The sequence below is a fragment of the Aeromonas sp. 55A genome (assembly GCF_051919665.1).
GTDB classification, from domain to species: Bacteria; Pseudomonadota; Gammaproteobacteria; order Enterobacterales; family Aeromonadaceae; genus Aeromonas; species Aeromonas veronii.
Genome location: NZ_JBQBEH010000008.1, coordinates 396,853 through 417,452, shown reverse-complemented (window position 1 = coordinate 417,452; position 20,600 = coordinate 396,853). Strand labels below are relative to the sequence as shown.

The window sequence follows — 20,600 nt, the reverse complement described above, 5'->3', positions numbered from 1 at the left end:
CTGCTGATAACGCAGTTAACCGAGGGGCCTTTATGTTATCACTCGCACTTAAATGGCTGCTTCGTCCCGATGTGGAAGGGGGCGAAGTCAACCATCCTGCCGACCGTGGTGGTCATACCAAGTACGGCATTGCCGATGCCGCCGATGGCAAGAAGGACGGCATGGCCGACCTCGATCGGGATGGGGTGCCCGATATCGCTATCGGTGATCTGACTCCTGCCCATACTGAGCCCTTTTTCCGCCAGAACTACTGGATGCCCGCCCGCTGTGACCTGATTGCGAGCTTAAGCCCGGCCCTCTCTATCGCCGTGTTTGATGCAGCGGTGCATCACGGGCCGAAACGCGCCATCCAACAGCTGCAGCAGGTCTTGGGGGTGATGGCAGATGGTCGCCTTGGCCCGGTGTCGATTGGCAGACTCAAGCAGCAACTGGGGGCCAAGGGCGAGGGCCAGTTGTTGCTGGCGCTGATGATGCAGCGGGCCAGCTTCATGCACGGCATTGTGCGCAAAGACCCGAGCCAGTGGGCCAATGCCGATGGCTGGATCAACCGGCTGCTGCGTCTGCAGAGCTACCTCCTTTCCGACGTGGTTGGCGAGGTGGTGGCATGAGCGTGCTGTCCATCAAGCAACAGAAGGCGGCGGCCGCGATCCAGGCTGCGGGCTACTTTGGCATTCCTGAGCTCAAGAACCCCCGTTACCTCGCTTGCTTCAAGGATGGGCGCAAAGCCCATCTCAAGGCCGCTCTGGCCAATCAGATCGCTGACCCGAAGGCGATCCCGCTCTATAGCCACCACCAGACCCGTCAATCCCTGTTCGAGAAAGGGTGGCGTTCGGTGACCGAACTGGATCGCCTGCGGGCCCGTGCCCGTCATTCCCAACCTCAACAAAAGGAAGTCCATCATGCCTGATTCCCTGTTACCTCAAGCGAAGTCTGCCTTCAAAAGCCGCACCGTGATCGGTGGTGTGATTGCCGTGGGGGCCGGTATTGCGGGCCTGTTCGGTGTGCCGGTCGATGCGGGTACCCAAGCCAGCTTGGCATCCACCCTGGTGGATCTGGCCAGTGCGGTGGGTGGCCTGCTCGCCATCTGGGGCCGCATCAAGGCGACCCATACCGTCAAGTAAGAGAGGTCATGTGACAAACCTCATAGACCGTGCCCAGCTGGCCGATGCCGATCGGACTGGGCGCATTATCGAAGCCCACCAGAACAGGGCAAGGCCACACGGCGATGGTATCTGTTGCGATTGTGACGAAGCCATCCCGCCCTCCCGCCTTGCAGCCGAGCCTGGTGCCGAGCGCTGTATCGAGTGCCAGACCCTGTATGAGCGCAAGGAGGCGACCCGTGTGGGAATTCATCGTTAAGAACTGGGGCCCGCTCTATGCGTTGGCCAGCCTGGTGGGTCTGGTGGTCATCATCTTGCTCTCCAAGACCTACGCCAAGCGTGAAGACCTCACTGCCCTAGTGCAGAGAGTGCAGCGGGTGGAGCAGGTGCTGGCTGATCTGCCGAGTGAGCGTGAGCTGCACAAGCTGCAGTTGGAGATAAGCGAGCTGCGGGGGGAGCTGCGGGAGGTAAAGCCGGAGCTGCGCCAAGCCCGCCGCCTTGCCGATCTGCTGTTGGAAAATGAACTCAAGGAGAAGGCATGAGTATTCAAGCGATTTTGGACGCCCAGCAGCGGCTGGTGATCCTGCGCTCCCTGCTGGATATCGGTGGTGCCGCCAACGAGTCAATCCTCAATGACTGCCTTGACCAGCTGGGTACCGGCCGGGTGACGCGGGATCGGGTGAAGACCCTGCTGGCCTGGCTGGAAGAGCAGGGGCTGGTGCGCATCGAGCGACTGGCCACGGTGCAGGTGGCTCACCTGACCGGTCGGGGTCAGGACACGGCAGAGGGCCGGGCAACGGTGCCCGGTGTCAAGAAGCCCCGAGCGGAGGATTAAGCATGGCCGAGAAACCGACCCGAGGCCGCGCCAGCAAGGTGTGGCTGCTGCCTGAGTCTATCCGCAACGCGCTCAACGAGATGCTGCGGGACAAGGGCAACAGCCAGGCCGACATCCTGGATGAGATCAATGGCCTGATCGAGGAGGCGGGGTTGCCCGATGAGCTCAAGCTCTCCCGCTCCGGGTTAAGCCGTCATGCCAGCCAGGTTGAACAGGTCGGCCAGCACCTGCGGGATTTGCGTGAAACCACGGCCGCCTTGACCTCCCAGCTTGGCGACAAGCCGATGGGGGAGACCACCAAGCTCATTCTGGAGCTGGGTCGCTCTCAGCTGTTCAAGGCGATGCTGGCTCAGGTGCAGAACCCGGAGGAGGCGGTGGATATCGACATGCTGAAGAACGCCATGCTGGCGGCTCAGCGGCTCGAATCGACCGCCATGCAGAGTCATAAGCGGGAGAAAGAGATCCGCCAGGCATTTGCCGAAGAGATCGCAGCCAAGACCGAAGCCATCGTGACCAAGGCGGGCTTGAGCGGTGAAGCCGCCGCCGAGATTCGCCGCGAAATCCTGGGGATTGCCTGATGAGCACGATCGCCCAGCAGTTGGCCCAGACCCTGGGTACTGAATACAACCCTAACGAGGTGTTGCTGCCCTATCAGAAGATTTGGATCGCTGATGAGAGCCCGCTCAAGATTGCCGAGAAGAGCCGCCGTACCGGTATCACCTGGGCGGAGGCGGCTGATGCGGCTCTGACGGCATCCAAGACCAAAACGGCCGGGGGTTGCCACCACTTCTATGTGGGCAGTAACAAGGAGATGGCCCGCGAGTTTATCGATGCGGTGGCGATGTGGGCCAAGGCGTACAAAAAGGCGGCCGGTGAGATCCAGGAGGAGGTATTCACCGACGACGAGGACAAGGCGATCCTCACCTTCGTGGTCTATTTCGCCTCGGGCTTCAAGGTGCAGGCGCTCTCCAGCAACCCCTCCAACCTGCGGGGGATGCAGGGCAATGTGACCATCGACGAGGCCGCTTTCCACGACCGACTGGCCGAGGTGTTGAAGGCCGCCATGGCGCTGACCATGTGGGGCGCCAAGGTGCGGTTGATCAGTACCCATAACGGCGTCGATAACCTGTTTAACCAGCTCATCAACGACAGCCGAGCGGGCCGTAAAGAGTATTCCATCCATACCATCAGCCTGGACGATGCTTGCCGCCAGGGGCTCTATCGCCGGATCTGCCAGGTCAAGGGCGGCCTTTGGACACAGGAAGCAGAGGACGCCTGGAAGGCGGGGCTGCTCAAGGCCACCGCCACCGAAGAGGATGCCCTTGAGGAGTATTTCTGCGTACCCAAGCAGAGCAGCGGCGTCTATATCAAGCGCACCCTGATCGAGCGGGCGATGCAACCGGATATCCCCATCCTGCGCTTTACCGCCCCCAAAGATTTCGAACTGCAGAGCGAGGAGACCCGCAAGGCAGTGGTGGATATCTGGTGCGAGGAGAACCTCAAGCCCTGTCTGGAAGCACTCGATCGCAGTTGCCGCCATGCGTTTGGAGAGGACTTCGCCCGCAAGGGGGACTTGTCGGTGTTCGTGCCGCTCTCCATCGCCACCAACTTGCGCAAACAGGTGCCCTTTGTGGTGGAGCTGGTCAATGCCCCCTATGAGAGTCAGCGCCAGATCCTGTTCTACCTGCTGCAGGGGTTGCACCGTTTCACTGCGGCGGCCTTCGATGCCACCGGTAACGGCGGCTATCTGGCAGAGGCTGCCAGACTGCGCTGGGGCGCCAGCATGATCGAGTGTGTGATGCTCAATGACCCTTGGTATCGGGAGTGGATGCCCAAGCTCAAGGCAGAATTTGAGGATGGCAACCTGACCATCCCGCGCCATGCAGACGTGCAGGATGACTTGGGGAAAATCCAGGTCATCAACGGCATCCCCAAGATCGACAAGGGCAAGAACACCGGCCAAGGGGGCCAACAGCGCCACGGTGACTTTGCGGTGGCCTTGGCCATGGCGGTGCGGGCTAGCTGGATGGAGGGGGGCGCCATCGAGTTCACCCCACTACCAGGTAAACGTGATGACCATGGCAGCGACAACAACGATGACTATCACCGATATGAGCGAGGAGCCTGGTAATGGGCAGGATCATTGATATCCATGGCAAAGCCATGAGTCTGGAAAAAGAGCCGCAGACCGAGAACGATGCCAAGTTGGCCCAGCTGCGCCGTCACTACAGCGATCACCCGACCATCGGGCTGACCCCCGGCAAAGCGGCTGCGGCGCTGAAAGAGGCCGAGGAAGGGGGCCTGATCGCACAGTGCGAGCTGGCCGAAGACATGGAGGAGAAGGATGCCCACCTGCAGAGCGAGCTCGGCAAACGCCGCCGTGCCCTGCTTGGGGTGAGCTGGACAATCGAGCCACCCCGCAACGCCACACCGGCCGAGAAGCGCGATGCCGAGCTTATCCGGGAGCTGCTGGAGGACTTCACCTGGTTGGATGATGCCATCTTTGACGCCACCGACGGGATCCTCAAGGGGTTCAGTGCCCAGGAGTTCAGCGGCTGGGAGATGGTCGAGGGGCTGCAAATCCCCAAGGGTATCATCTGGCGCGACCCTGCCTGGTTCCAGACCCACCCGGACGATCGCAATCAGCTGCGCTTGCGAGACGGCAGCCAGGAAGGGGTTGCCCTCAACCCGTTTGGCTGGCTGCTGCACAAGGCCAAGTCCAAATCGGGGTATCTGGCCCGTACCGGCCTTGTCCGCACCCTGGTCTGGCCGTTCCTGTTCAAGAACTACAGTGTGCGGGATCTCGCCGAGTTTCTGGAGATCTACGGCCTGCCGGTGCGGCTGGGGAAATACCCGGAAGGGGCGACCGAGAAAGAGAAGGCTACCCTGCTGCAGGCGGTGCTCTCCATCGGTCATAACGCCGGGGGCATTATCCCGCGTGGGATGGAGATTGAGTTCGAGAACGCCGCCAGCGGTCAGGCTGATCCCTTCGTGGTGATGATGGATTGGTGCGAGCGTTCCATGAGCAAGGCCATCCTGGGGGGCACCCCTGACCTCACAAGCCGATGGCAAGAGCTCGACCAATGCCCTGGGCAATGTCCATAACGAGGTGCGTCAGGAGGTACGGGATGCCGACCTGCGTCAGTTGGCCGCTACCCTGACCCGCGATCTGGTCTATCCGCTCTATGCCCTGAACGGCAAGAGCTACCAGGGGCCGCGCCGTTGCCCCCGGTTGGAGTTTGATGTGACCGAGCCGGAGGATATGCGCGATTTGGCGTATCCGCTGCGGGCCCTGGTGGGGATGGGAATGCAGATCCCGGCGCAGTGGGTGCGGGATAAGTTGCAGATCCCGGCCCCCAAAGAGGGGGAAGAGGTACTGATCATCGTGGACAAACAGGCCGGGCAGGGAGACGCCGCGCTCAAGGCAAAGGGACTGGCCGCGCTGGCTGCAGAGCGTCAGATGCAGGATCGGGCAGACCTGCTGACAGGTCGGTTAAGCGCAGCCGGGGAGGATGCGATAGAGGGATGGACGCAAGAGGTCGAGCATCTGCTGGGCGAAGTTAACTCGCTCGATGAGTTTCGAGATCGGTTGCTTGAGCGCTATCGCAAGTTGCCGACTGAGGAGCTGGCTATGTTGATGCAGCGTGCGCTGGTTGCTGCTGAGCTGGCTGGAATGGCGGATGTGGGTTCGTCTGAGGAGGCATAATGGCAGAAAGCACCAAACGCAGTCGCCAGAGCCTTGGCCCGTTTATGGGCGGCCCGGAGGGGCCGATGGATGCCCGCTCTGGTAGCCAGTATTTCCAGCAGGCGATCGACTACTTCCGCGACAAGGTCAATGTCAAGGGTGATGCGTGGGATTCGCTCTGGCAAGGGCAGCATGCCACTGCCTTCACCGTGGCGGGAGCCATGAAAGACGATCTGCTCTGTGACTTGCGCCAGAGCGTGGACAAGGCTATTTCCGAGGGCATGAGCCTTGCGGAGTTTCGTGATGAGTTCAAAGACATTGTTACCAAGCGGGGTTGGACAGGTTTCAGGGGCGAGGGGAGCGAGGCCGGGATGGCCTGGCGGACGAAGGTGATCTATGACACCAACGTTCGGCAAGCCTACAACGCGGGCCGCTGGCAGCAGTTACAGCAGTTCCCTATCTGGGTATATCACCACGGCGACAGCCGCAACCCCCGTCAGTTACACCTATCTTGGAACGGACTGACTTTGTCAAAGGATGACCCTTGGTGGCGGGCGCACTTCCCCCAGAACGGCTGGGGCTGCAAGTGCCGGGTTGAGGGATACTCCAAGATACGGGCCCGGCTCAAGGGGATCGAGATAGGCGAGGCGCCAGATGATGGTACCTATGAGTACGTGAACAAGAAGACCGGCGAGGTACTGCAGGTGCCGAAGGGGATAGACCCCGGCTTTGACTACTCGGTCGGTGAGGCCAAGTTTGGCCGTCGATTAGCCCAAGAAGAGTTTGCTCAGTGGCAAGGGGAAAAGGGGAGTGCTTGGCAGAGCCTGAGCAAGGGAAACTGGCAGAGCACAAAGCGCCCGGAGCGTTTGACCTCAAGGGAGCTGCCTCAACCACTGCAACAACCGGTTGACCAAGCGGATGTCATCAAGGCGGTGCAGTCTGCACTAGGGGCAGATGAGGTACTGATCTCCACACCAGTTGGCACTGTGCTGGTCGATGCATCAGTGCTGGGGGCGCACATCGAGGCTGAGCGAACCGCGTATCTGCCTTTGCTGATGGATGCGCTGACCAACCCGCAAGAGATCTGGCAGAGCTTCGAGCAGCATCAAGGAACCGGCAAGATAGTGCTACGCACTCGGTTTGTCACGGTTTACCAGGTGAGAAAAGACCAGGCGATCTTGGTGGCGTTTAATGCTGTAAGGGGAGTGTTGACTGCGTGGACGCTGATTGGCACGTCCGACTTGAAGTATGTAAACCGCCAGCGGATTGGGCAACTGCTTCACACAGAAGGTGAGGCCCTCACTCCCTGACCGCCGGGCGGGCTCTCCTGCTCAGGTATAGCGGCGGCCCGCACCCGTCTCGGATCGAGTTAAGTATGACGGTAACATGATAAAGGAGGCAACATGGCAGGGGCATTTCTCACCATTACCCCATCGGGCTATGAGCCGGTGCTCGAACAACTACAGCTGTATTATGAGAAGACTGGTGACCTGAGCCCGGTGCTGGCAGATATCGGGGAAATGTTTTTGATCAGCCACCAAAAGCGCTGGCAGGTAGAGCAGGCCCCTGACGGTACTCCTTGGCAGCCCCTCTCCGAGGAGACCATCGAGCGTAAAGGGCACGACTTGATACTGCGAGAGCATGACTACCTAAGGGATATGCTCAACTATCAGGTAGATCCGCTGGCACTCTATTTCGGCACGCCGATGGGGTACGGTGAATATCACCAGTTAGGCTTAGGTGTGCCGGAGCGTGTTTGGTTAGGGGCTTCACCCACCGACTTGCAACAGGTGCTCGACTTGGTGGGGGCCTACTTTGAGGAATAACAAATGGCAATGAAAGCCAAACCAGTAAAGCTGGTGTATGGGCAAGGGTATTTTGAATGCCCCGTAAGCGAAGCTACGCATGTAGAGTTGAATATGCCGGGGCCGCTACCTCAGCGCTATCTGCCCGTTATTCTGCGTGGGACACGCGATGGCACAGGGTGCTGGTCATGGAATGGAGATACGGACAAGCCGACGCTACGCCCGAGCATCTTATCAGAAACACACCTCCACCGATGCCATACGTGGGTAACCGATGGGGAAGCGCAATTTCTCTCTGACTGCTCCCATGATCTTGCGGGTCAGACTGTGGCATTGCTACCCATAACAGCCCATAGGGAAATAGGAGGTTGAGCGGGAAGATAACGAAACGTCCTGAATGCTCCTGAGCGCGTTTTGGGGCCTTGTGCTGCTACGATGGCATGGCCCGTCTGCTATTCGCACGGCAAAAGAGCGTTTAAACACCATTAAACAGCGCCGCCACCCCTGCTGTTGCAGTAACCCACCATAAACCCCACCCAATTCTCAGTTCGATGACACTGGCCGCAATGAGGTTTGCTGTGACCAGCCGGAGTGAGAGTGATGCCCCTATCTGCCGCCAGTTCCGCCATTGCCGTGGCCATCTTGAATGCAAGACCAACCGCCCTGGGGTTGGCCGTGCTCGATGCAGCCCTTGGCCCGAGCGACGACGGTTGGCACCAGTTGCTACCGGTCGGCCCGTTCAAGGCCCGCGATGGCCGCCCCTTTGATGTTCCTGGTGGTCACTGGCAGCTCGACAAGAGCATCGCCACCACCCTGATCAATCGAGCCAAAGCGCTCGGGCAAGACATCCTGATCGACTACGACCACCAGACCCTCCATATCGAAAAGACTGGCAAGGAGGCTCCGGCTGCCGGTTGGTTCAACGGTGACGAGATCGAATGGCGTGAGGGGCTGGGCCTCTTTATCAAACCGCGCTGGACGGATCGTGCCGCTGCCATGGTGGCTGCCAAAGAGTACCGATTCCTTTCTGCCGTCTTTCCCTATGACGCCCAGGGCCGCCCGCTAGAACTGCGAATGGCCGCCATCACCAATGATCCCGGTGTGGTGGGTATGCAGGCTCTGGCGGCGCTCAGTGCGCTACCCGCTTCCCAACCTGGCCAGCTGGCCAACCCCTCCAAGGAGACATCCATGAATGAACTGCTGAAAAAGCTGTTGGCCAAGCTCGGCATCGAGCTGACCGGCGATCCCACTGATGAGCAACTGCAGAAGGCGCTCACCGAGCTCGATAGCCTGCAGGCCAGCGCCAAGAAAGCGCCGGAGCTGGAGGCGGCACTCACTGCCGAGAAGGCATCGCTGGCCGCGCTCAAAGCGCAGCCGGGTGGCCAAGTTGACCTGGCGCAATTCGTGCCGGTGGCGACCTATAACGCCCTGGTTGCCCAGGTAGCGAGTTTAAGCGCCAAGGTGGAAACCACGGATGCCGCAACCCTGATCAAGGAAGCCCGTACCCAGGGCAAGGTGGTGGCCGCCGAAGAAGAGTATTTGACCGCCTATGCCGCCCAGAAAGGGGTAGCTGCCCTTAAGGCGTTGCTGGATCCCCGTCCGGCGATTGCCGCACTGTCCGCCAGCCAGACCACTCAGGTGACCCTGCCCGAGAAGAAGGGGGATGCGGTGCTCTCGGCGGATGACAAGTATGCCGCCGACCAGCTCGGTATCAGCCACGAGGAGTTTGCCAAGGCCAAGCAGGCTTAAGCGCAGACCCTACCACGCCATTTATCCAGAGAAGGAACACCCGTATGGCCATGATTACACCCGCGCTGTTGCAGTCCCTCTTCACCGGCTTCAAGAAGAACTTTGAAGACGCCAAGAGTGAAGCGCCTGCCCAGTACACCAAGATCGCCACCGTGATCAAATCGACTACCAAGTCCAACACCTATGGCTGGTTGGGCAAGTTCCCCAATCTGCGTAAGTGGGTCGGTGATCGGGTGATCGAGTCGATGAAGGCGCACGGTTACCAGATCGTCAACGAAGACTTCGAGGCCACCGTCGGCGTCGATCGCAACGATATCGAAGATGACGAGCTGGGTATCTACGCGCCGATGTTTGCCGAGATGGGCCGTTCGGCTGGCATTCACCCCGATGAGCTCTGTTTCGGTCTGCTCGGTGCTGGCTTCACCACGCCTTGCTATGACGGCCAGTATTTCTTCGACACCGATCACCCGGTCTATCCCAAGGCCGATGGCACCGGTACCCCTGTGATGACTGCCAACGTGGTGGTGGATGCCGGTTATCAGGGGGAGCCCTGGTTCCTGCTCGATACCAGCCGTGCCCTCAAGCCGGTCATCTTCCAGGATCGCAAGTCACCGCAGCTGATTGCCATGACCAAGATCGATGACGAAGCGGTATTCACCCGCAAGGAGTTTCGTTACGGGGTCGATTGCCGTGATGCCGCAGGCTTTGGCTTCTGGCAACTGGCCTTTGCCAACAAGCGGGCGTTGACCCCCGACAACCTGTGGGATTCCTTCTCCAAGATGCGGGAGTTTCAGGCTGATGGCGGCCGCAAGCTTGGGGTGAAGGCCACCATGTTGGTGGTACCCCCCTCCCTTGAGAAGCTGGCGACCCAGATGTTGGAGCGAGAGCTGTCGAGCAGCAGCAGCAACGAGCTGAAAGGCAAGTTGGAGCTGGTGGTGGCTGACTACCTCTAACCCTGCGTTATGCCTGTTTAAAGCGGGGTTAAACAGCTGCCAGGCACTGTTTACCCCCGGTTTAAACAGCCTCTCTATCAGATACGACGAGGAAAACATGAGATGGAACAAGAGATGGAACTGGCTATTCGAGTGGGGATTACGTCAACAGTTCGTCAGGTCTATTTTCGCGCGGGCCTGCCGATTGTACCGGGCAAGTCTGAGATGGTTGTGTCGCCTGAGCAGTGCGCGACCCTGGAGAACGACCCGCGTCTGGTGGTCGTCCGGTTGGCTGAAGACGCCAGCCTTCAGGCAGGTGATGCACCATCGGCGCCTGGGGATCTGGACGCAACACTGGGCGTCCTGACTGGTTCGGGCTATCTGGCAGGGGTTGCCACCTTGGCTGGCAAGGTCACGCCGCTGGCCGAGATGAAGGTCGATGAGCTGCGCGAGCTGGCGCTGCAGATGGGTATCCCGGAGGCGGCCAAGCTCAAGAAGGCCGAACTGGTGACAGCGATCGCCGCGACCGAAGTGCAATACCCGGTCAAGGATGAGCAGTCATCCGGCCAGAACGGAGAGCAGTGATATGTATGCCAGCGTCAATGACATGGTGATCCGCTTTGGCGAGGCTGAGTTGCTGCGCCTGGCCATGACACCGACCGGTGAGCTGGATCAGGCGGCCATCACCATCGCCCTGCAGGATGCAGGCGCCTTGATCGATGGCTATCTGGCGGGTCGCTATCCCTTGCCGCTGGCCCATATCCCGAGTGCCCTGGTACCTATCTGCGCCGATATCGCCCGTCACCGTCTCTATGGTGAACAGGCCCCGGAGCAGATAGCCAAGCGTAATGAGGCGGCCCTGGCCTTTCTGAAATCGGTTGGCAAGGGGGAGCTGGCGCTGGGGTTGGCATCCGATGGCGCCACCCTGGAGAGCCAGAATCTGGCTCAACTGCAGTCAGATGGTCGGGTGTTCGGGCGGGATAAGGGGGGCTTTCTATGAGCCAGCCCACCAACCAGTCGGGTACCGAACTCGACTACCTGCAGGCGGGCGAGCGGCTGCGTGAGCTGCTGGCCCCACTGAAAACGAAAGGGCTCAAGGAGGTGTTTGTGGCCACCGATGTGGCGGCCATCGCCAATCTGGGCCAGCACAGCCCGGCGGTGCATGTGGTCTATCAGGGCGAACGTGAGAGCGAAGGCACCCAGTCAGGCCGGGCCAGCAGCTTTGATCAGCTCTGGTTGCTGGTGCTGGTGCATCGTGCCAGCCCCAAGGAGGTCAGTGCCGGAGTGTGGCTTGCCCGCATCCTGCAGGCCGTCAGTGGGCGAGCATGTGGTGACAGTACCTTTCGCCGCGAAACCCCACCGGTCAAACCCAGTTACAGCGGCGGTGCGGCTTATTTGCCGCTTGCCTTTACTACCCGAGTGAAATTCAAAGGAGAGCGATGATGAGCGAAACACTGCACCTGGAAGGGGATCTCTTTATCGAGACCTTTACCAACGGGGTCTCGGCCGGGGTGATTGGCCCCATCGATGTGGATAGCCTGGAAGTGAAACCCGACAGCCAGAAGATCTCCATTCCCAGTAAGCGCAAGGGGCAATACGGTCAGGCGCGGGAGAACTACCACATTCCCAAGCCTGCCATGGTCACCATCAAGACCACCGAGATCCCGCCCGTGCTGCTGGCCGCTGCCTTTATGGGTCTGGAGAGCCCCATCAATCAGGGGGCTGGGACGCTGACAGATCTGCCGGTCGTGCTGCCCGCTTGGCCGAAGTGGGCCCAGCTGGGCAAGAGCAATATTGCCTCGACTGGCCTGGCCATCAAGGAAGGGGTCACCGCGCTGGTGGTGGGTACCGATATCGAGGTCAACTATGCGCTCGGGCTGGTACGGGCGATTAAGGGGGGCTCGGTAGCGGATGGCGGTAGCCTGACGGTCAGCGGTACCTATAACGCGGTGACCGGTACCCGCATCGCGGGCAACATCCAGCCGGAGATCAAGGCGCGGCTGCTGCTCGATGGCCGCAGTATCGTCAGCGGCGAGGCCATCAAACTGACGGTGCCCCGTGCCAGCTTGTCCCCCAAGAAGGCGGTGGACTTTATGAGCGATAAGCCCATCGAGATCGAGCTGGAGGGGGAGTTGCTGGCCGTGGATGGCGAGACCGCCCCCTTCTATGTGGATCGACCGGTCACCGTTTAACCCCTGCTTGTTGTTCAACCGACGCAAAGGCCCCGATCTCTCGGGGCCTTTGCTTATGACTAATCCGCCATAAACCCGCCCCTCCCTGCCCATCCTGCACCATATGGCAATCGGCCCAGTAGCCTTATGAGCGCAGGAAATCTGATGAGCACCAACACCACCCTCAAACTTGCCCTGGAGCTGGCGGCTAAAGTCACCGGCCGGGAAGACCTGGCCGCGTTGGCGGGTGAGGTGCAGGAGCTGGGCCCTATCTCGGACGAGACGGCCGCTGAGACGACACGGCTGGCTGAAACCCTCGAATCGCTAAGCAGCCAGCAGGCGCTGATCCAGCAGTTCAATGACTCCAAAGCCGCCCTGACCCAGCTCGAACTGGCGACAGTGCTCAGCCGTGACAAGCTGGAGCAGTTGCGCCGTGAGCAGCAAGCAGGCGCCGGTGATGCCAAGGCGCTGGCCGAACAAGAGCGGTTGCTGGCTTCCGAGGTCAAGCAACTGGAGCGCCAGCTGGTCGCTCAGTCCGCCAGTCATACCCGCCTGCACGCAGGGCTCAAGCAGTCCGGGCTCGATACCAAGAACCTTGCCCAGGAACAGCAGCGCCTGCAGCGTGAGCTGACCAAGAGTGTCGCCCAGACCGAGCGGCTGGGGCGCGAGCTTAGCCAGGGTGGGCAGCATGCCGGTGGTTTTCAAGGGGCCATCGGCAGTCTGACCGGCCGCCTGGTGGCCATGGCCGGTACCTGGTTTGGTATCCAGACCTTGACGACCCAGTTGATTGCCATGTTCAAAAGCGGCGATCAGGCCGAGCGCCTCGATGTGCAGCTCAAGGCGGTGATGGGGTCGATTGCCGGTGGCAAAGAGGCGTCAGCTTGGATCAAGGACTTTGCCAAGAACACCCCCCTGCAGCTCGATCAGGTAACTCAGGTATTCGTGCGGCTCAAGGCGTTCGGCATCGACCCAATGAATGGTTCGATGCAGGGCATTGTCGATCAGGCGTTCAAATTGGGCGGCGGTTTTGAAGAGGTGCAGGGCATCTCCCTGGCGCTCGGCCAAGCCTGGGCCAAACAGAAGCTGCAGGGTGAGGAGATCCTGCAGTTGATGGAGCGGGGTGTTCCTGTTTGGGACATGTTGGAGAAGGTCACCGGACGCAATACTGCCGAGCTGCAGAAGCTCTCTGAGGCAGGCAAGCTGGGCCGCGAGACCATCTCTGCCCTGATGAATGAGATTGCCACCCAATCGCGCGGCGCGGCTGCCGACAACATGAGTCTGCTCTCCGGGCTGATTTCCAATGCCCAGGACAACCTAGAAACGTTCTACCGGATGGTAGCCGAGAGCGGTGCGCTGGCCTGGCTCAAAAACCAGCTGGCCAACTTAAACGCAGAGTTCGCTCGGATGGCCAATGATGGTCGCCTGCAGGAGTGGGCGCAGCGCCTATCCGATGGCTTTATCTCCATGGGGGAAACCCTCAAGTCGCTGATCCAGACCCTCTATGAGTGGCGCACTGCGCTGACCGTGTTGGCCCAGGCTTGGTGGGGATTAAAAATTGCCAGCTGGATCGGCGAGCTGCGCGGTCTTTATGCCCAGTTTATCGCCATGCCAGTGGCGACAGCGACAGCGGCAGGCGGCATGACCACTGCTGGAACTGCAGCGGCAGCGGCCTCGATAGGTGTTAGGGCCCTAGGCTTGGCCGTCAAGGGGTTGCTGGCCGCCATGACGGTCGAATCGATCAGTCAGATCATTCGTATGGCCACCGCCCTCAAGGAGTGGATCCAGGCTGAGCTAGCACTTCGAGAGTCTCAGGCTCTGCGGTCGCAGACCCAAGCCCAGCTCAATGGCCAATTGGCCGCCCTCTCTGCACAACTGGGTATTGCCATTACCAGTGTGGAAGACATGGATAAGGCGATCGCAGATGGCAAGGTGCATTACGACGAAGCAACCGGGAGCTACCAGCTCGGCGCGGCGGCCATCAAGGATACGGGGGAGCAGGCCAAGCAGACCCGTGACTATATGGATGAGCTTAATGCCGCTGCCCAGAAGACTGCGGCAGATGGCCCAGCCAAGCTGGCCGAGGCGTTTAAGGCGCTTGGCCTCGACTTCGAGCAAGCCAATGGCCGTATCGGAGCCGGTTTTCAAAAGACCCTGGATGCGCTGGATGTGCTGGTGCAGTACACCGGTGCCAGCTCACAGGCATGTGAGGATGCCTTGATGGTGGGCTTCAATCAGGCCAAAAACCGCGCCGAGATTGATGCAGTAACCCGCAAAATGGAGGAGATGCAGGCGCAAGGCAAACTCACTGGTGACAGCCTCACCCGCTCCCTTGGTGCCATGGCTGGCGCGTTGAACAAACTAACTGGCAGTAGCGGCGAAACCAAGAAATCAGTTGCCGCAATTGGTGATGGCTTTACCAAAGCGGCCAAAGACGCATCGAGTGCTACGGCCACCATGAAGGCTGGGCTGGCTGATGTGAAAGCTCAGGCTGATGCCACTGGCGCCGCTGTCGCCAGTGCCGGTGGCAGCTCTTCGGCGCTTTCCAGCACTGGCCGTGGCGAGGTGACTCGCACAGTAGGGGCGGGGTCTTTCTACTACAAAACCGTGGATCTCAATGGCCTGCGCGGCAATGCCGAGGGGCTGGCCAATACCTTGGCTGGTGTTGAGGATGAGCTGGCCCGCTACAGCCAGAAGGTCAAGGACATTCCGGCCTACAGCGAGTGGAGCAAGTATTACGGCGAGAAGTTCCAAAAGGAGATGGAGGCCATGCGGGCCCGCCTTAAGAAGGAGCTCGACAAGGCTCTTGCCAAAGAGAGTGCCAAAACCAACCAGGCCGCCACCCAGCCACCAGTCACAACTGTAGAGCAGCCAGCCCCCGGCCCCAACTACCCAGGGGCGCGCAGACCCTTGCCTGAGCGGATCACCATCGAGCTCAAAGGGGTGGGAGGCTCGGCCGAACTGCAGGCCGATGAGGCCAATGCCAACGCCTTTATCAACATTCTTAAACAGCAAGGACTGCGGCAATGAACGTGACCTTAAACAGCGTGCTGCTACCAGATGATCTGGTCTGGTGCGACGAGTTCGAGTGGGCGCCGGTTGAGCAGGTGGTGACCCCGACCCTGAGCGGCGCCCTGTTGGTGGAGGAGACCGCCAAGCCAGAGGGGCGGCCGCTGACCCTGATCGGGCATTGCTCCCGTGCCAAGGTGCAGGAGCTCAAGGTGCTGGAGGCGCAGGTGGCTCAGCTGATGACGTTGACCCTGCTTGATGGCGTAGCCCGCACCGTGATGTGGCGCCGCCCTGGCGTGGTGGCCACGCCACTGATCGAGATGGCCGACCCGGAAGGGGGAGACCCCTATGCCTTGACCCTGAATCTGACTGAGGTAACCCCATGACCATTCTATCTGGCGATATCAAGCTGATGGCCAGCCAGCGGATGACGGACACCGAGGATGGTGGCGGGCGCATCACCGGCAAGGAGATCGTCAGCGGCGAACATAACAGCATGTTTCCCGATATCAGCGATCTGGATCGGGCCTATGGGGTGGTGAACCTGCGCAAGGTATTTCTGGCGGTGCAGACGGACGACACCGACACCTACTATGGTGCGAATGCCGCCGTGCTGCTGCCGCCCTACGATCCGAACGTTGGCCTTGCCCTGATGACCACCAAAGACCACCACGACACCCGCAACAATGCCCGCGATGTGGTGGAGCGCTATCTGGCGCGTGGCCCAAAGTGGCAGGGTTTTCTCTACGATACCCAACTGGAAGGGCAGCGGGCGATCCGCTTCTTCCAGCGGGTTGAGGCGCGATTGCCAGAGGTGGGCGAAACCCTGGTGATGGTCGGCAACGAGAACAAGGCCGGGGAGTTCGAGCAGTATGTGCGGGTGCTGGATGTAACCCAGAAGCTGACCAAGTTCCAGATCCCTGGTGTACCCGAGTTCACCCGCAACGTGGTTACTTGCACCCTGGCGGATCCGCTGCGCTTCACCTTCGAGGGGGAGCAGCCGACCCCCTATGATGTGGTGACCAACCCCAAGACCGCCCTGCGCGAAACCGTGGTGGCGGATGCGGCCAATTACTTTGCATCTACCCGGATGGTGGAAGATGCCGCCTTTGGGTCGATGCAGGTACGGGCCAAGACCATCTTTACCCAGCTGGTGCCAGCGGCCCGCAGCGAAACCCCAGCGGTGGATCTGACCGCTGCCGGTGAGCTGGCCAGCCTGGTGGATTCTGGCCGTGGGCTGGTGAGCATCAACACCGCAGCGGTGATCGCCCCGAGCCGTGGCCTGTTCCTGGGCAGCGGAGCCAAGCCTGGCACGGTGACCATCACCATCGGCGCGGCCACCATCACCGATAAGGGGGGCGAGCTGGTTGTTGCCGGGTCGGTAGTCGGTTCCATCGACTATGGCCGTGGCCAGCTGGAGTTCAATGCCCAGTGCCCGAACTACGGCACCCAGAGCAAGACCGTCTCTTTCTGGCCAGCGGCCCGCCCTGCCCGTATCGCTGACACGGCGCGGATCGAGGTCAAGGCCAACAACCGGGGCTATGCCTACACCATCACCCTGCATCCGACCCCGGCGCCTGGCACCACTACCGTGAGCTTTATGGCGCAAGGAAAATGGTATGACCTGAAAGACAACGGGCGCGGGGAACTGCTTGGCGCTGACCGCTCTTATGGCTCTGGCACCATCAACCTGGCTACCGGGTCGGTGATGCTGACCCTGGGCGCCCTGCCGGATGTGGATACCTCCATCATGTTCAGCTGGGCCACCCCGGTGAACTACACCAACCGCAGCGGGCAGGCCATCAGCATCGGCAAAAGCGCCTGGCAGCTCCCCCACAAGGGGATCACCCCCAAGAGCGTGATCCTGACATGGGGCAGCGGCAAGCGGGCCACCGATGTGGCGGGGGACGGCAAGATAAGCGGCGATATCACCGGCATCATCAACTATGCCGAGGGGATCATCGATCTGGAGCACGTCACCCTGCCCGCACTGGGTCAGGAGTACGCCGCCCAGTACCAGTACGGTGAGCCGGTGACCGAGCACCATATCGAGCCAAACCGTCTGACGGGGCCGGGGGTGCAGGGGCACTTGTCCATCACCCTGGACGGCAAGGACGGCGGCGGCGCCCACAACCTCACGCCGGGATCTGTGCGGGTCAAGTTCAACGCCCTCTATCACAAGTTCGATGTGGACGATCAGCAGCTGGTGATCCAGACCCGCGATCCCATCATCACTCTGCGCGATGACGGGCTGGGCAAGCTGATCGATGCCAGCGGCGTGGTGCTGGGTGCCATCGACTATGCGGCGGGCACCCTGCACTTTATGCCGGATGGCTCCAGCCCATTGCCCAAGCCGAAATATGCCTGGGTGACCGTGGGCACCCGCTGGGAAGGCAACAACCAGATCGCGGTGCAGCGCTGGACGATGACCGGTATCGAGTACCACAACACCGCCTATACGTTCCCAGACGGCGAGCAGGGGTGGGTGGATGTGACCTACCGCAACAACAACAGCGCCGAGGCCCAGAATGCCACCCTGACCGCCCAGGCGCTACGCATAGACGTTACCCCAGGCTTTGCCGAGGCAATTCTGGAGGGGTCGATGCGCTTCACCCTGGGGGGCTCTACCTACGTTGACCGGCAAGGGCTGCTCTACCGCGACCCGGATCCCGAGACGGGGGCAGGCATCCAGGCAGGCACCATCGACTATTCCAACGGGTTGGCGGTGCTGGCCGACTGGGCAGCCGGGCAACCGGCCCAGCCATCGCTCCAGAGTCTGGCCACCTCATTCAGTGCCCAGTCGGTGGATGCGGTGACGTTCCGCACCCCTGGCGCCCCCTTGGCACCGGGCAGCCTCTACATCAGCGCCAACACCGCGAGCGGGCGCCGTATCGAGGCCACGGCAGACGGGGACGGCTTTTTCACCACCACCGACATGGATGGCAAGGTGAACTACCAGACCGGCATCGTCACCGTGCGCTTTGGCCGCTTGATCCTGGCTGCTGGCCATGAAAATGAGCCCTGGTATGACCCGGACATGGTGATCGATGAGGTAGGCAGCAATGGGGCTATCACCAAGAAGATCTGGCGCCCGAACAGCGTGGTAGCCGACTCCATTCGTTTCAACTGCGTGGTGTTCTCTTACCTCCCGTTGGACGCCGATATTATCGGGCTGGATCCGGTGCGGCTGCCGTCTGATGGCCGGGTGCCGTTTATCCGCAAGGGCAACATCGTGGTGGTGCATAGCACCAAGCGCGGTGCCTACCCGATGGGGGTGACGGCTGGCCAGCAGTTCAATACCGGTCGCCAGCGGCTGGCGTACTGCCATGTGGAGGATAAGAACGGCAAGCGGCTCGATCCTGCGCTCTACAGCGCCAATCTGGATAGCGGCGTGGTCACCTTAGCCACCCCGTTGAACCTGACCGGCTATGTGGAGCCGCTGGCGGTGGTTCACCGGATCGAGGATATGAGCCTGGTCACCGATGTGGAGATCTCTGGCCGCCTGGTGCTGGCCCGCCCCCTGTCTCACGCCTATGACGCCGCCGATACCCTGGTGTCGTCAGCGCTGATCATGGGCGACTTGTGGGCGCGTTATACCAACCTGTTTGACCAGCGCACCTGGACGAACAAATGGCAGGACTTTGTAGACGGCGACCAGAGCACGGCGCAGTACAACGACACCGACTTCCCCATCGTGGTAACCAACCGCGCCACCCTGGAGGAGCGCTGGGCCATCATCTTCCAGACCAGTACCAGCTTTGTGCTGGTCGGGGTGCATGTGGGCCAGATCGCGGTGGGGGATGTGAATACCGACTTTGCCCCAATCAACCCCAACAACGGCCAGCCCTATTTTCGGCTGGACAAGCGTGGTTGGGGGTCTGGTTGGGCGAGTGGCAACGTGCTGCGCTTCAACACCAAGGCGGCCAACTTCCCGATCTGGGCTATTCGTACCGTGCTGCAATCGGTTGCGGCCAGCGAGAGCGACCGCTTTGAGCTGCAACTGCGCGGCAACGTTAACCGCTAACCGGGTGGGGCACCGTGCCCCGCCCTTTATTTTTCGTGGGGCACTCTTTTGTAGAGCTGCGCCCCGCAATGGAGAACGGCAACATGGCTGAATACAAGGTCAAATGGTTTGCAAGCGAAATGCAAGGCGCCCCGAGTCTGGGCGATACCGCAGATGGCGCCCTGGCAGCGCTGCTCAAGGCGGTGCTGGTCACCGGCTTTGGCACCCTGACGATTAACGCCCTGTCGTTTGATGCCGACAAGGGGTGGGCGGTGGCCACCTTTAGCGGCGGCCATGCCTATCAGCAAGATTCAGTGATCCAGGTCGATGGGGTATCGCCTGCCGCCTACAACGGCGAGCATCGGGTGATGCAGGTAAGCAGTACCCAGGTGTGGTTCGAGATTGATGGTGGCAACCCTGGCGCTGCGGGTTCCGGCGCGGCTATGACGATGAAGGTGGCACCGCTGGGCTGGACGATTACCCATGAAAGTGGTGATGGTAAGGTGTTTATTGTGCGCCCCACCAACGTCAGCGAGTCGGGGAATGTCAGTTTTCGCATTGATAACACGGCGTTTACCGGGTGGACTGGAACTTATGTCGGCTCAACGCATTATCTGGCTAAAATCGCCATGGTAGAGGATGTGGTGGATATCAACACCTATACCACTATCTACGAACACCGTTGGCCAGCCACCCAGAGATACACCGCCAAGATCTGGGATCTTATAGGTGATCAGCAGCTGTTTTATTGGTTGCCATCTATTGGTCACTACAACTTTCAAACCGTCTATTGTGCTGGCTATTTACGCTCAATAAGACCAGGTGACCGTTATCATGCGGTAATCTGCCACTATGCCAGTACCAACCCCGCTGATCAAAACGTGTCGTGGGCCAATAGGGAAAATATGTCCCCTAATAACTGGGGTACACCACTAACCACCTTCGACAATTCAGGCCAGCGAGCGATAGCTCGCCCCTATCACCAACTGTTCGGTGCAACATCCTGGTGGTTAAAAGGTCTGTTTGGGCGATTTGGGTCTGGTTTGTCGCTCCCTAATGGCTCGGATAATGGATTCTATTTCTCCACCGACCCCTGCATGGTGCTAGAGACCGGCAACCACCTGCGCGGTTATATGCCTGGGCTTATAGTTCCATACGGTGACATCACAGCTTGGCACCGTAAAAACTTTAGTGACTTGCCAGCATTGCCGGGGAAAAAGTTGAGGTTTATCCGTGGACTTTATCAGGCGAACGTATACCAGTCTGATCCTCGCTCACTGATGGGGTTCGATATCACTGGGCCGTGGAGATAAC

General features: G+C 60.4%; 23 protein-coding genes. All 23 read left to right on the top strand.

Features of this window, described 5'->3' with window-relative positions:
* Positions 1–32 precede the first annotated feature (32 nt).
* The 23 genes from ACTG2G_RS05740 to ACTG2G_RS05630 all read left to right on the top strand — a co-directional run bounded on the left by ACTG2G_RS05740 (position 33) and on the right by ACTG2G_RS05630 (position 20,599).
* Positions 33–608, top strand: coding sequence for a glycoside hydrolase family 108 protein (locus ACTG2G_RS05740; RefSeq protein WP_323912636.1), 576 nt, complete (start codon positions 33–35; stop codon positions 606–608).
* The gene (locus ACTG2G_RS05735; protein WP_244775100.1) at positions 605–907 is read left to right on the top strand and encodes a hypothetical protein; all 303 of its coding nucleotides are present in this window, start codon (positions 605–607) and stop codon (positions 905–907) included. Before ACTG2G_RS05740 ends, ACTG2G_RS05735 begins: the two co-directional genes overlap by 4 nt.
* On the top strand, positions 900–1,121 hold the full coding sequence (locus tag ACTG2G_RS05730) for a hypothetical protein (protein ID WP_058059549.1): 222 nt from the start codon (positions 900–902) through the stop codon (positions 1,119–1,121). The genes ACTG2G_RS05735 and ACTG2G_RS05730 overlap by 8 nt, the downstream gene beginning before the upstream one ends.
* Positions 1,122–1,131: 10 nt before the next feature.
* The gene (locus tag ACTG2G_RS05725) at positions 1,132–1,359 is read left to right on the top strand and encodes a TraR/DksA C4-type zinc finger protein (protein ID WP_136501540.1); all 228 of its coding nucleotides are present in this window, start codon (positions 1,132–1,134) and stop codon (positions 1,357–1,359) included.
* Positions 1,340–1,642 (top strand): DUF2730 family protein, encoded by a 303-nt coding sequence (locus ACTG2G_RS05720; protein ID WP_081042918.1) that lies wholly within the window; start codon positions 1,340–1,342, stop codon positions 1,640–1,642. Before ACTG2G_RS05725 ends, ACTG2G_RS05720 begins: the two co-directional genes overlap by 20 nt.
* The gene (locus tag ACTG2G_RS05715; RefSeq protein WP_439970771.1) at positions 1,639–1,935 is read left to right on the top strand and encodes a VpaChn25_0724 family phage protein; all 297 of its coding nucleotides are present in this window, start codon (positions 1,639–1,641) and stop codon (positions 1,933–1,935) included. Before ACTG2G_RS05720 ends, ACTG2G_RS05715 begins: the two co-directional genes overlap by 4 nt.
* 2 nt (positions 1,936–1,937) lie before the next feature.
* Entirely contained in the window at positions 1,938–2,513 is a 576-nt protein-coding gene (locus tag ACTG2G_RS05710) for a DUF3486 family protein (protein WP_439985271.1), read from the top strand.
* The gene (locus ACTG2G_RS05705; RefSeq protein WP_439985270.1) at positions 2,513–4,066 is read left to right on the top strand and encodes a terminase large subunit domain-containing protein; all 1,554 of its coding nucleotides are present in this window, start codon (positions 2,513–2,515) and stop codon (positions 4,064–4,066) included. Before ACTG2G_RS05710 ends, ACTG2G_RS05705 begins: the two co-directional genes overlap by 1 nt.
* Positions 4,066–5,040: a phage portal protein family protein gene (locus ACTG2G_RS05700; protein ID WP_439985269.1), complete on the top strand. Its 975-nt coding sequence runs from the start codon at positions 4,066–4,068 to the stop codon at positions 5,038–5,040. Before ACTG2G_RS05705 ends, ACTG2G_RS05700 begins: the two co-directional genes overlap by 1 nt.
* 4 nt (positions 5,041–5,044) lie before the next feature.
* Positions 5,045–5,641 (top strand): phage portal protein family protein, encoded by a 597-nt coding sequence (locus ACTG2G_RS05695; protein ID WP_439985268.1) that lies wholly within the window; start codon positions 5,045–5,047, stop codon positions 5,639–5,641.
* Positions 5,641–6,930: a PBECR2 nuclease fold domain-containing protein gene (locus ACTG2G_RS05690; protein WP_439985267.1), complete on the top strand. Its 1,290-nt coding sequence runs from the start codon at positions 5,641–5,643 to the stop codon at positions 6,928–6,930. Before ACTG2G_RS05695 ends, ACTG2G_RS05690 begins: the two co-directional genes overlap by 1 nt.
* Before the next feature lie 93 nt (positions 6,931–7,023).
* Entirely contained in the window at positions 7,024–7,446 is a 423-nt protein-coding gene (locus ACTG2G_RS05685; protein ID WP_439985266.1) for a phage virion morphogenesis protein, read from the top strand.
* 3 nt (positions 7,447–7,449) lie between these two features.
* Positions 7,450–7,797, top strand: coding sequence for a DUF6527 family protein (locus ACTG2G_RS05680; protein ID WP_439985265.1), 348 nt, complete (start codon positions 7,450–7,452; stop codon positions 7,795–7,797).
* Between the two features lie 228 nt (positions 7,798–8,025).
* On the top strand, positions 8,026–9,174 hold the full coding sequence (locus ACTG2G_RS05675; RefSeq protein ID WP_439985264.1) for a phage protease: 1,149 nt from the start codon (positions 8,026–8,028) through the stop codon (positions 9,172–9,174).
* A gap of 44 nt (positions 9,175–9,218) precedes the next feature.
* Entirely contained in the window at positions 9,219–10,127 is a 909-nt protein-coding gene (locus ACTG2G_RS05670; RefSeq protein WP_227342528.1) for a Mu-like prophage major head subunit gpT family protein, read from the top strand.
* A gap of 102 nt (positions 10,128–10,229) precedes the next feature.
* On the top strand, positions 10,230–10,691 hold the full coding sequence (locus ACTG2G_RS05665) for a Rho termination factor N-terminal domain-containing protein (protein WP_227096314.1): 462 nt from the start codon (positions 10,230–10,232) through the stop codon (positions 10,689–10,691).
* Position 10,692: 1 nt separating this feature from the next.
* Positions 10,693–11,106, top strand: coding sequence for a gp436 family protein (locus tag ACTG2G_RS05660; protein WP_016350132.1), 414 nt, complete (start codon positions 10,693–10,695; stop codon positions 11,104–11,106).
* Positions 11,103–11,549, top strand: coding sequence for a phage tail terminator protein (locus ACTG2G_RS05655; protein ID WP_439985263.1), 447 nt, complete (start codon positions 11,103–11,105; stop codon positions 11,547–11,549). Before ACTG2G_RS05660 ends, ACTG2G_RS05655 begins: the two co-directional genes overlap by 4 nt.
* Complete coding sequence (locus tag ACTG2G_RS05650) at positions 11,549–12,298, top strand: hypothetical protein (protein ID WP_127007631.1); 750 nt, start codon at positions 11,549–11,551, stop codon at positions 12,296–12,298. Before ACTG2G_RS05655 ends, ACTG2G_RS05650 begins: the two co-directional genes overlap by 1 nt.
* 144 nt (positions 12,299–12,442) lie before the next feature.
* The gene (locus ACTG2G_RS05645) at positions 12,443–15,304 is read left to right on the top strand and encodes a tape measure protein (protein WP_439985262.1); all 2,862 of its coding nucleotides are present in this window, start codon (positions 12,443–12,445) and stop codon (positions 15,302–15,304) included.
* A complete protein-coding gene (locus tag ACTG2G_RS05640) occupies positions 15,301–15,669 on the top strand; it encodes a hypothetical protein (RefSeq protein ID WP_439985261.1) in 369 nt (122 codons plus the stop codon). The genes ACTG2G_RS05645 and ACTG2G_RS05640 overlap by 4 nt, the downstream gene beginning before the upstream one ends.
* On the top strand, positions 15,666–19,307 hold the full coding sequence (locus tag ACTG2G_RS05635) for a curculin (mannose-binding) lectin protein (protein ID WP_439985260.1): 3,642 nt from the start codon (positions 15,666–15,668) through the stop codon (positions 19,305–19,307). The genes ACTG2G_RS05640 and ACTG2G_RS05635 overlap by 4 nt, the downstream gene beginning before the upstream one ends.
* Positions 19,308–19,390: 83 nt before the next feature.
* Positions 19,391–20,599, top strand: a complete 1,209-nt coding sequence (locus tag ACTG2G_RS05630) for a hypothetical protein (protein ID WP_439985259.1) — start codon at positions 19,391–19,393, stop codon at positions 20,597–20,599.
* Position 20,600: the final 1 nt, after the last annotated feature.